At 76.3% G+C, this 10330-nt stretch carries 11 protein-coding genes and 1 pseudogene; 3 read left to right on the plus strand and 9 right to left on the minus strand.

Annotated features, from left to right (window positions below; all coding sequences use genetic code 11):
* Positions 1-89 precede the first annotated feature (89 nt).
* Positions 90-218 (plus strand): hypothetical protein, encoded by a 129-nt coding sequence (locus ABD317_RS27665; RefSeq protein WP_344293087.1) that lies wholly within the window; start codon positions 90-92, stop codon positions 216-218.
* A 31-nt stretch (positions 219-249) separates the two neighbouring features.
* Positions 250-1014 carry a bestrophin-like domain gene (locus ABD317_RS27670; protein ID WP_344293089.1) on the plus strand — a complete coding sequence of 255 codons (765 nt, stop codon included), beginning with the start codon at positions 250-252 and terminating at the stop codon, positions 1012-1014.
* 75 nt (positions 1015-1089) lie between these two features.
* On the opposite strand, the gene ABD317_RS27675 is transcribed toward ABD317_RS27670, so the two are convergent.
* Both ABD317_RS27675 and ABD317_RS27680 read right to left on the minus strand, forming a co-directional pair.
* Positions 1090-2037: a beta-ketoacyl-ACP synthase III gene (locus ABD317_RS27675; RefSeq protein ID WP_344293091.1), complete on the minus strand. Its 948-nt coding sequence runs from the start codon at positions 2035-2037 to the stop codon at positions 1090-1092.
* Positions 2038-2198: 161 nt separating this feature from the next.
* Complete coding sequence (locus ABD317_RS27680) at positions 2199-3050, minus strand: glycerophosphodiester phosphodiesterase (RefSeq protein ID WP_344293093.1); 852 nt, start codon at positions 3048-3050, stop codon at positions 2199-2201.
* 170 nt (positions 3051-3220) lie between these two features.
* Here ABD317_RS27680 and ABD317_RS27685 point away from each other — a divergent pair, with 170 nt between their 5' ends.
* On the plus strand, positions 3221-4255 hold the full coding sequence (locus ABD317_RS27685; RefSeq protein WP_344293095.1) for an endonuclease/exonuclease/phosphatase family protein: 1035 nt from the start codon (positions 3221-3223) through the stop codon (positions 4253-4255).
* 32 nt (positions 4256-4287) lie between these two features.
* On the opposite strand, the gene ABD317_RS27690 is transcribed toward ABD317_RS27685, so the two are convergent.
* The 7 genes and pseudogenes from ABD317_RS27690 to ABD317_RS27720 form a co-directional block, all read right to left on the minus strand.
* Positions 4288-5535, minus strand: coding sequence for an NAD(P)/FAD-dependent oxidoreductase (locus tag ABD317_RS27690; RefSeq protein WP_344293097.1), 1248 nt, complete (start codon positions 5533-5535; stop codon positions 4288-4290).
* Positions 5532-6914, minus strand: a complete 1383-nt coding sequence (locus ABD317_RS27695; protein ID WP_344293099.1) for an NAD(P)/FAD-dependent oxidoreductase — start codon at positions 6912-6914, stop codon at positions 5532-5534. The genes ABD317_RS27690 and ABD317_RS27695 overlap by 4 nt, the downstream gene beginning before the upstream one ends.
* The gene (locus tag ABD317_RS27700) at positions 6907-8394 is read right to left on the minus strand and encodes an FGGY family carbohydrate kinase (protein WP_344293100.1); all 1488 of its coding nucleotides are present in this window, start codon (positions 8392-8394) and stop codon (positions 6907-6909) included. Before ABD317_RS27700 ends, ABD317_RS27695 begins: the two co-directional genes overlap by 8 nt.
* Before the next feature lie 22 nt (positions 8395-8416).
* The gene (locus ABD317_RS27705; protein ID WP_425582450.1) at positions 8417-9013 is read right to left on the minus strand and encodes a GTP-binding protein; all 597 of its coding nucleotides are present in this window, start codon (positions 9011-9013) and stop codon (positions 8417-8419) included.
* A complete protein-coding gene (locus ABD317_RS27710) occupies positions 9006-9362 on the minus strand; it encodes a DUF742 domain-containing protein (RefSeq protein ID WP_027751952.1) in 357 nt (118 codons plus the stop codon). The genes ABD317_RS27705 and ABD317_RS27710 overlap by 8 nt, the downstream gene beginning before the upstream one ends.
* A complete protein-coding gene (locus tag ABD317_RS27715) occupies positions 9362-9808 on the minus strand; it encodes a roadblock/LC7 domain-containing protein (RefSeq protein WP_027751953.1) in 447 nt (148 codons plus the stop codon). Before ABD317_RS27715 ends, ABD317_RS27710 begins: the two co-directional genes overlap by 1 nt.
* Positions 9808-10330, minus strand: a pseudogene (locus tag ABD317_RS27720) (nitrate- and nitrite sensing domain-containing protein); the annotation flags it as partial. The gene ABD317_RS27715 and the pseudogene ABD317_RS27720, both read right to left, overlap by 1 nt.

Genomic DNA, 10330 nt, shown 5'->3' on the forward strand with positions numbered 1-10330 from the left:
GCGGCTCGGCCCGCCGGTCCGGCGGCTTGCCGTCCCAGGTCAGCTCGCCGTCTTCATCGCCGTCGCCGTCGCTGCGAGCGCTATACCACGTGCCGCCGCCCCGGGAGGTCGACGAGGACACCTCTCCCGTCACCAGAACGCTGCTGTTCGTCGTCCCCGCCATCCTCGCCGCCGCCGCGGTCGGCGGCCGGGGCGCGGCGGCCCGCAACCGCTCCTGACCGCCCCGCAGCCCGACGCCGGAGGCAGCCCGTGTCCCCATGGCTCATGCTCACTCTCGCGATGTCCACGGCCGTCGCGGTCGTCGTGATCATCCTCGCCCTCCGGCACCGCCACCCCGACAGGGAGGTCGACCACGACGAGACCCCCGACGTCATCGAGTACATGACGATGATGATCGGGGTGGTGTATGCGATCATGCTGGGCCTGGCGATCGCCGGCGTCTGGGAGACCAGGGGGGAGGCGCAGGCCTCGGTGCAGCGGGAGGCGTTCGCGCTCCACGAGATCAGCGAGCGGCTCGCCGAGTACCCGGCGCAGGCGCGCGCGGAGATCCGGGCGGACGTGGCGGCGTACGTCGACTACGCCGTGCACGAGGAGTGGCCGCGGATGCAGGACGGCGAGGGCCTCGACGAGCGTGGCGACGCGCTGCTGGACAAGGTGCGCGCCGGCATCGTCGCGTACGTGCCCGAGACCGACGCCGAGAACCGCGCGGCCTATGCGCTGGGCGACCAGATCGCGGCGGCCGAGGAGGCCCGCAACGAGCGGGCGCTGAACGCGGAGCCGGCGATGCCGGGGCTGGTGTGGGCCGGGCTCCTCGGCGGCGGGCTGGTGGCGATCGGCATGGTCTTCGCGCTGCAGATCCGGCGCTCGGCGCGCGAGCTGATCCTCGCGGGGCTGCACAGCGGGATGCTGGCGTTCCTGCTCTTCCTGGTCTGGGAGTTCGACGAGCCCTACGTCCGCGACTCCGCCGGCATGCTGGAGCCGTTCACCACGCTCTTCCCGAACGCGGCCGGCTGAGCACCCGCGGGCCCGGCCCGGCGCACCCGCACGGCGGTGTGCCCGGTGCCGCCGTCCCGGCCGGGGCGCGCCGGGCTACGGGCAGCGCACGACCTGGCCCGCGTAGGAGAGGTTGCCGCCGAACCCGAAGAGCAGCACCGGCGCACCGGACTCCACCTCGCCGCGCGCCACCAGCTTGGAGAACGCCAGCGGCACGCTCGCCGCCGAGGTGTTGCCCGACGCGGTGACGTCGGTGGCGACGACCGCCTGCGGCGCGCCGAGGCTGCGGGCGAGCGGCTCGATGATGCGCAGGTTCGCCTGGTGCAGCACGATCGCGGCCAGGTCGCCGGGCGCCACGCCGCCGCGCTCGCAGACGGCGCGGGCGATCGGCGGCAGCTCCTTGATGGCCCAGCGGTAGACGGCCTGGCCCTCCTGGGCGAAGACCGCGGGGGTGCCCTCGATGCGTACCGCGGACCCCATCTCGGGTGCGGAGCCCCAGACGACGGGGCCGATGCCCGGCTCCCCGGGGCCGTCGGCGGGCGCGACCACGGCGGCGCCGGCGCCGTCGCCGGTGAGGACGGCGGTCGAGCGGTCCTGCCAGTCGGTGACGCCGGTCAGCTTCTCGGCGGCGATGACCAGGGCGCGGCTCGCGGCGCCGGCCCGCAGGGCGTGGTCGGCCTGGGCGAGGGCGTGGGAGAAGCCGGAGCAGGCGACGTTGACGTCGATGGCGGCGGGCGCGGGGATGCCGAGCCGCTCGGCGACCCGGGCCGCCATGTTCGGCACCCGGTGCTCCGCGGTGCAGGTGGCGACCATGACGAGGTCGACGTCCTCGGCCTTCGTGCCGGCGCCGGCCAGGGCCTTGGCGGCGGCGTGCGCGGCCATCATGTCCACGGTCTCGTCGCCGGCGGCGACGTGCCGGGTGCGGATGCCGACCCGGCTGCGGATCCACTCGTCGCTGGTGTCGACGAACGTGGCGAGTTCGTCGTTCGTCAGCACCTTCCCTGGCTGGTAGTGCCCGAGGGCGAGGATCCGGGATCCGGTCATGGGCCGCCTCCGCATGCGTGCGTCCGTGCGTCGCGTCGTCGTATGGTGCCTCCGAGTCTGCCGGGTGTGCCCGGAGTTGGGCAGTGGAGTTCCCTCAAAGCGGCGGCGCGGGTCTTTGGCGGGGTGAGCCATTGCCGCGCCGCCGCCCGGGTCCGCCGGCCTCAGGTGAGGGACTGCGGGTAGTCGGTGATGATGCCGTCGACGCCGAGGCCCGCCATCGCGCGCATGGCGCCGGGCTCGTCGACGGTCCAGACGTTGATGTCCATGCCCAGCTCGTGGACGCGGTCGACCAGCGCCTGGTCGGTGACGGTGTACTGCGGGTTGACCTGGTCCGCCCACGCGCTCAGCGCGACCAGCTCGGCGTCGGTGGGACGGTCGGCGTCGAGGACGCCGATGGGCACCTCGGGCATGAGGTCCTTGATTCCCCGGGCGTCGTCCAGTTCGAAGGACTGCACGGCCAGCCGGTCCCGGGCGAGCGCGCGCTCCACGTAGCGCGGCTTGGACCGCAGCAGCTCGGCGAGGTCGGCGGGCAGGCTCGCGTCGTAGTGCCCGCAGGGGCTGATCTCGGCCAGCAGGCCCGACCTGCGGTCGACGATGTCGATGACGCGGTCGACGGTGATGAGCGGCTCGCCGGCGTACCTGTCGGAGAACCAGGAGCCGGCGTCGAGGACGCGCAGTTCGTCCCAGGTGAAGTCGGAGACGCGGTAGCTCGGGCGGCCCGGGTAGACCTCCTCGACGTCCGTGGTCCGCTCCATCGTGCAGTCGTGGAAGTTGACGAGCTTGCCGTCCTTGGTGCGCTGCACGTCGATCTCGACGAAGTCGGCGTCCTGGCGGACCGCCAGCCGGGTCGCGGCGGCGGTGTTCTCGGGCGCCACGCCGGAGGAGCCGCGGTGCGCGATGACGTCGGGCCCGGTGGACGCGGCCTGGGCGCCGGACGCGCCGGCGAGGACGCCCGCCGCCGTCAGGGCCGCGAGGGCGGGCGCCGCCCGCAGCAGGGATCTCACGAGCTTCACAATTGACCTTCGCTCTCGTGGTGTCGGTGGTGCTGCCGAGGCTGCTGACGTGACGTTAAACAAGGTGGACGATCACGTAAAGAGGCCGGGGTCATGACATGACGATGCTTGCCCGGCGGGGTCCCGGATGCTGGGATGCGGTGGGTGTGTACGGGCAGTGGAGGCACGAGGTGCGGGGAACGGAGCGGGCGCGGGGAACGCGGCGGGCGCGCGACGACCGGAGCGCGCCCGCCGTCGGCGTGGCCACGTACAACCTCTACCTCGGCGCCGACCTGGAGCCGCTGTTCTCCGCGGGCAGCCCGGCGGAGCTGACCGAGCGCGCCGGCGAGGCGTACGCCGCGATGGAGGCGACGGACTTCCGCGAGCGGGCCGCGGCGCTCGCGGCCGTGCTGGCGGCGCGCGCGCCGGAGGTGGTGGGGCTGCAGGAGGCGGCCCGCTGGGAGAAGGGGCCCGCGGGCGGGGAGCTGACGGTCCGCTACGACTTCCTGCGGCTGCTGCTCGACGCGCTGGCCGCCCGCGGCACCCCCTACCGGGCCGTCGTCGCGCACGACAACGTCACCGGCCGGATGCCCGTGTCGGCCGCCGAGGACGCCCGGTTCACCGACCGGGACGTGATCGTCGTACGGGCCGGGCCGCCGGCGGCCCGGCCGCGTACGGCGCACGCCACCGCCGCGGCGTACGACGCGAGGGCCACCCTGCCGTCCGCGGTCCCGGGGCTCTCCTTCGAGGTGCCGCGCGGCTACGCGGCCGTGGACGTCACGGTGCGCGGCGCGGCCTTCCGCTTCGCCACCACCCATCTGGAGGCGTACGGCGCGCCGGAGGTGCGCGCCGCCCAGGCCCGCGAGCTGGCCGCCGCGCTCGCCGGCTCGCCCCACCCCGTCGTCCTCGCCGGCGACCTCAACTCCCCTCCCACCGACACCGCCGGGCCCTACGGAATCCTCGCCGGCGCGGGCTACACCGACGCCTGGACCGCCGCGGGCGGCGACCCGGACGGCGGCTGGACGGCGGGCCGGAGCGGCCCGCTGCCGGCGGACGGCGCGCTGTCCCACCGCATCGACCACGTCCTGTACGGTCCCGGCGGACCGCGGGCGGTCGCCGCGGAGGTGGTCGGCGACGCGGACGCCGACCGCTCGAAGCCGGCGGGCCACTGGCCGTCGGACCACGCCGGCGTGGTCGCCGTGCTCCGCCTCGGCGCCGGGCGCTAGCCGCCCGGGGGCGGCCCGGAGCGCGGCGGCGGTCACAGGCCGATGTGCACCGGGCCGCCCCGCCGGTCGGCGCCGGCGGCCAGGCCCCACGGGACCCGGAAGACGCGCCCGGGCGAGGCGGGCCAGGGCAGGGTGCGGCGGCCGAGGACCCGGCCGTCCTGACGGACCGTCACCCGGGGCAGGCGGACCAGCTCGGCGGAACGCAGCAGCGGCCGGCCGCGGGGCGGCCCCGGGTCGCCGGGGCGCAGCAGCCCGGGGGCGACCCACCTCAGCGGGGCGTCGGCGACCAGGGGGCAGCCCGGTCCCGGCACCGGCCCGTGCCCGGCGAGCGCGCGGAGCACCTGGTGCGCGACGTGCCGGCCGTCGAGGGCGGCGACGTCGGCGGTGTCGGCGGGGTGGAGCACGTTGCCCGCCGCGAAGACCCCGGGCGCGCTGGTGCGCAGCGCGGTGTCGGTGAGCGGCGCGGCGCTGCCGGGGGCGAGGTCGAGCCCGGCGGCGCGGGCCAGTTCGTGTTCGGGCACCCAGTCGCCGGTGAGGACGAGGGTGTCGCAGGCCACGGCGCGGCGCCGCCCGGTGTCGAGGTGCTCGATCTCGACGCCGGTGAGCCGGCCGCGGCCGACGACCCGTACGACACGGGTCCGGGTGGCGACGGGCACCCCGAGCGCCAGCCGCCCCGGGTGGGTGAACGCGGCGTACGACTCGGGCACGGCGTGCTCCGACGTCATCAGCGCCGTCGTGCAGCCCGCCGCCCGCAGGGTCAGCACCGCCGACCAGCTGACCGGCTCGGCGCCGACGACGACGGCGCGCCGGCCGGGCGAACGGCCGTGCAGGTGGACGGTGTTCTGCAGCCGGCCGGTGGTCAGCACGCCCGGGGGCCGGTCGCCGGGGATGAGCCGGGCCGGGCGCGGGCGCTCGCGGGCGCCGGTGGCGAGCACGACCGCGCGGGCCGCCACCCGCAACAGCCCCCGCGGCGTGGTCACGTCCAGGGCGCGGACACCGGCCCAGCCGGTGACGGTGGCCTCGGTGCGGATCTCGGCGCCGGCGGCGGCGGCCCGTTCGGTCAGCACCCGGGCGTACCCGGGGCCGTCGAGGACGCGGTGCAGGTCGCGCAGGCCGTAGCCGGTGTGGTCGCTGTGCCGGGGGATGCCGCCGGGGGCGCGCTCGCGGTCGAGCACGAGGACCCGGCCGGGCGGCAGCCGCGGGGCCAGCCGGGCGGCGGCGGTCAGGCCGGCGGGGCCGGCGCCGACCACGACGACGTCGGGGGTGAGGGTGGTGCTCACGGGCCGGCCTCCAGCAGGGCTTCGACCTCGCCGGCGCAGGAGAAGCCCTGGCAGCGGCCGTTCATGGCGCGGGTGCGGCGGCGCAGCCCGTCGGGTCCCGCGGGCGGCAGCGGGGAGCGCAGCGCGTCGCGGATCTCGCCCTCGGTGACGCGCTCGCAGAAGCAGACGACGCGGCCGTACGCGCCGTCCCGGGCGATCAGCTCCTCGTCCCGGTACGGGCGCGGCGCCGACTCGCCGAGGTTCGGCATCCGCGGCGGCGCGGGCAGCCGGGTGCGCGGCACGAGCCCGAGGCCGGCGGCGCCGAGGAGGTCGCGGACGTGTTCGGCGATCGCGAGCGAGGCGGACAGGCCGGTGGAGCGGATGCCGCCGGCGAGCAGGTAGCGCCGTTCCGGGTCGGCCTCGATCAGGTAGTCGTCGCGGTCGATCGCCGCGCGCAGTCCCGCGTACGCCGCCGTGACCTCCTCGGCGAGCAGCCGGGGCATCAGTCGCCGCCCCCTGGCCAGCAGGAAGTCGTAGCCGGCGGCGGTGGTGGCGGTGTCGCCGCGGTCGGCGACGTCCTCGGCGGTGGGGCCGAGCATGACGTTGCCGTAGACGGTGGGGCTGATGAGCACGCCCTTGCCGCGGGCGGTGGGCACCGGCAGCACGATGCGGGGCGCGAGGGGGCGGGCGAGCTTGTCGTAGACGAGGAGTTCGCCGCGGCGCGGGGTGACGGTGAAGCGGCCGTGGCCGAAGAGGCCGTCGACGGTGTCGGCGGCGAGCCCGGCGGCGTTGACGACCCAGCGGGCGGCGACGTCGCCCGCGGTGGTGCGCAGGGTGGTGGCGGCCGGCCCCGGCTCGGCGGCCTCGACGCGGTGGCCGAGGAGGACGGCGGCGCCGCGCGCCCGCGCCTCGGTGGCCAGCGCCAGGGCGGTGGTCCAGGAGCAGATCACGGACTCGCCGGGGACGGCGAGCCCGCCGAGGGCGCCGGGGCCGAGCGCGGGGACCTGGGCGTAGACCTCGCCGGCGGTGAGGGGGGCGCAGTGCTCGTAGCCGTTGGCGACGGCCTTGTCGTGCAGCCGGGGCAGGGCGGCCAGCTCCTCGTCGGTCCAGGCGACGAGGAGGGCGCCGGTGCGCTCGACGGGGATGCCGGTGGCCTCGGCGTACGCCGACAGCAGGGCGTAACCGCGGCGCACCAGGCGGGATTCGAGGGTGCCGGGGGTGGCGTCGAAGCCGGTGTGGAGGAGGGCGGTGTTGGCCTTGCTGGTGCCCTCGCCGACGTCGTCGCGGGCGTCGAGGAGGGCGACGGACAGCTCGTGGCCGGCCAGTTCGCGGGCGACGGCGGAGCCGACGACGCCGGCGCCGACCACGGCCACATCGTACGGGGCGGGCGGCTCAGCCATGCCCGTCCTCCGCACGCCCGTCCGCCGCGTCCTGCCGCGGCAGCGCCGCGGCCGCGGCGGTGCGCCAGCGGTCGAGGAACTCCTCCGCCCGCGCCCGCGGCCAGCGCGGCTCGTACGTCCGGCCGGGCGTCCACGGCGGCACCGCGTCCGCGGCCGCCAGCTCCGGCTCCAGCGCCATTCGGGCGAGCGCGGCGGCGCCCAGCGCGGTGGCGTGCGGCGAGGGGTAGACGTCGACGGGCACCTGGGAGAGGTCGGCCTGCGCCTGCATCAGCGTGCGGCTGCGGGTCAGCCCGCCGTCCACGCGCAGCCGGGTCAGCGGCCCGCCGAGGTCGGCGGCGACCAGCCGCGTCACCTCCGCGACCTGGGCGGCGACGCCCTGCAGCACGGCCAGCACCAGGTGCTCGCGGCGGCTGGCCAGGGTCAGCCCGGCGAACGAGGCGGTGGCCTCCGAGCGCCACCAGGGCGCCGCGAGCCCCGCGAACGACGGCACGCACACCACCCCCGCCGCGTCGTCCGCCGCCGTCTCGTCCAGCTCCGCCGCCGAGCCGACCAGGCCCAGTTCGGTGAGCCAGCGCACCGCGGAGGCCGCGGTGTACACCTGGCCGTCGACGCAGTACGGGGTGGCGCCGCGAGCCCGCCAGGCGACCGACGTGGTCAGCCCGGAGCCGGAGCGCACCGCCGCCGCGCCGGTGTTGGCGAGCAGGAACGCCCCGGTGCCGTACGTGCACTTGGCGGTGCCCGCCGTCAGACAGCCCTCGCCGAACAGCGCCGCCTGCTGGTCGACGACCAGCCCGGCCACCGGAACCTCGGGGCCGAAGGCGGCGGTGGTGCCGACCACCTCGTCGCAGGCCACGATGCGCGGCAGCGCCGCCGGGTCGAGGCCGAAGAGGGCGACCAGCTCGGGGTCCCAGTCGACGGCGTCGAGGTCGAGCAGCAGGGAGCGGCTGGCGGTGGCGGCGTCGGTGACGTACGCGCCGGTGAGGTGGTGCAGCAGCCAGGTGTCGGTGGTGGTGACGACGCCCTCGCGGACGCCGTTCTCGCGCAGCCAGGCCATCTTCGGCGCGGAGAAGTACGGGTCGAGCACGAGCCCCGTGCGCCGCGCGACCCACCCGGCGGCGTCCGCGCGGTCGTCGCACTGCCGCTGCGACCTGGAGTCCTGCCAGCTCACGGCCCGCGACAGCGGCTTGCCGGTGGTCCGGTCCCAGGCGAGCACCGTCTCCCCCTGGTTGGCGAGCGCCACGGCGGCCACCGGCCGGCCCGCGGCCCGCACGGCCCGCCGCCCGGCGTCCAGCACGGAGGCCAGCAGCTGCGCGGGGTCCTGCTCCACGCCGCCGCCGGGCAGGTGGTCGGGGGTCACCGGCACCTCGGCGACGGCCACGATGCCCCCGTCGGCGCGGCCGCCGGCGCCGGCGGCGGCCGGGTCGACGACGAGGGCCTTGGTGCCGGAGGTGCCCTGGTCGATGGCGAGGACGGTCGTCATGGCGGGCCGGGCCTTCCTGCGTTCACCGGGCGTGGGCGGGTTCGGCGGACTCGATCAGATGGTCCATCAGGGCGAGCAGCACGCCGCGCACCGACTCGCGCTCGCGGGCGTCGAACAGGACGATCGGGGTGGTGGGCTCCTTCAGCGTGAGCGCGTCGCGGATGTCCTCCGGATCGTAGTCCTGCTCGCCGAAGAAGCAGTTCGCGGCCACGACGAACGGCAGGTCGCGGCTCTCGAAGAAGTCGACGGCGGCGAACGACCGGTCCAGCCGCCGGGTGTCGACGAGCACCACGGCGCCGAGCGCTCCGCGCAGCAGGTCGTCCCACATGAACCAGAACCGCTCCTGACCGGGGGTGCCGAACAGCATCAGCACCGCCACGTCGAGCGTGATCCGGCCGAAGTCCATGGCCACGGTGGTGGCGGACTTCTGCTCGATGCCGGACAGGTCGTCCACGCCCACCCCGGCCGCGCTCAGCCGCTCCTCCGTGCGCAGCGGCGTGATCTCGCTGACGGCACCGACCGCCGTGGTCTTGCCGACCCCGAACCCGCCGGCCACAAGGATCTTGACTGGTGGGAGGTAGGCGTCCCGGTCGGCGTCCGGGACCCCGTTGTCAGGCACGCTCAAGGCCGCTCCTGATTCGTCGGAGGAAGTCGATGTTCATGGCGTCCGGATCGCTCATCGGGGGTCTGTGCTCGATGAGGCCCTGGTCCAGCAGCTGGGCCAGGAGGACGGCGGTGGGGGTGAGCCGCATCCCGATGCGGGCCGCCAGCTCGGCCACGGCGATGCCGGGGCCGGCGCACAGCCGCAGGATCGTCTGCCACTCCTCGGGGATGCTGCGCGCGTCGTCGGCCGGTACGGCGGCGCGGACCGTGGAGTGCATCGTGAACTGCTCACCGGGCGCCCGGTCGGTGCGCGATCCGGTGAGCGCGAAAGTCCGCGTTCTGCGCGTTCCCCGTGGCGCGCTCATTACCGGATGCGATCCCTGCGGTCCCGGTCCCCGACGCCGAGCTGATGCTTGAAGGCGCGGGCGACGCGGACGGTCTCGCGCATGGCGAGGCCGATGGACTCGGGGCCCGAGGTGTAGACGACGAGGGTGCTGCCGTTGCCGCAGGCGGTGAGGATCAGGTGGCTGCGCTCCATGGTGATGTTCAGGTGCAGGACGGAGCCGCCGTCGACGGGCATCGACAGCCCGTCGGCGAGGCTGGCGAGCCCGGAGCAGGCGGCGGCGATGGTCTGGACGTCGTCGCGGGTCCAGTCCAGGCCGTAGCCGCAGAGGGCCAGGCCGTCGTCCGCCAGCAGCACGAAGCCGGTGAGGTCCGGCACGAGTTGCAGGTTGTCGCGGAGGTTGTCGAAGACGGCCGCGTCCTCCGGGCTCGCGGGGATGACGTTCTTCACGTGCCTGAGGCTGCTCATCAGTCGCTGTTTTCCTCCGGGTCGGTCAGGGCTTCCTGAAGCTGGGTGAACGCCGACTCGATGCTGTCGAGCGGACGTCGGTCCATGGCGGTGGCGGGCCGGCGTCTGCCGTCGCGCAGCTGGCCGGCCATGCTGGAGCCGGGTACGCGCTGGGGCAGCCCGGCGGGCCGGCCGGCCCCGGGCTCGGCCGCGGGCGGCGGGCCGGTGTCGGTCTCGGGGGTGGCGGGGACAGGCAGAGGCAGCTCCTCGGTCGGTTCAGGGGCGGGTTCGGGGCGGGTCTCCGGGCGCGGTTCCGGGCGCGGTTCCGGGCGGGGCTTCCGGGTCCGTACGGGCAGCGGCTCCTCGGCGCGTACGTGCTCGGTGCCGCCCGGTGCCGCGGGGGTCTCGGCCGCCGGTTCCGCGGGGCCGGCCGGGTCGGGTGCGTCCTCGGCGGCCGGGCGGTCCGGCGCGTCGTCGTCGGCGGCGGCGCGGTCCGGCGCCACCCCCGGGGCCGGGTCGACGGGCCGTACGGGACCCGCAGGG

Origin of the sequence: Streptomyces synnematoformans, assembly GCF_039531005.1 — a bacterium.
GTDB classification, from domain to species: Bacteria; Actinomycetota; Actinomycetes; order Streptomycetales; family Streptomycetaceae; genus Streptomyces; species Streptomyces synnematoformans.

Coding starts and splice junctions, on each gene's coding strand:
- ABD317_RS27675 (WP_344293091.1), bottom strand. CDS start 2,037: ATGACCGGATCCCGGATCCTCGCCCTCGGGCACTACCAGCCAGGGAAG.
- ABD317_RS27695 (WP_344293099.1), bottom strand. CDS start 6,914: ATGGCTGAGCCGCCCGCCCCGTACGATGTGGCCGTGGTCGGCGCCGGC.
- ABD317_RS27700 (WP_344293100.1), bottom strand. CDS start 8,394: ATGACGACCGTCCTCGCCATCGACCAGGGCACCTCCGGCACCAAGGCC.
- ABD317_RS27710 (WP_027751952.1), bottom strand. CDS start 9,362: ATGAGCGCGCCACGGGGAACGCGCAGAACGCGGACTTTCGCGCTCACC.
- ABD317_RS27715 (WP_027751953.1), bottom strand. CDS start 9,808: ATGAGCAGCCTCAGGCACGTGAAGAACGTCATCCCCGCGAGCCCGGAG.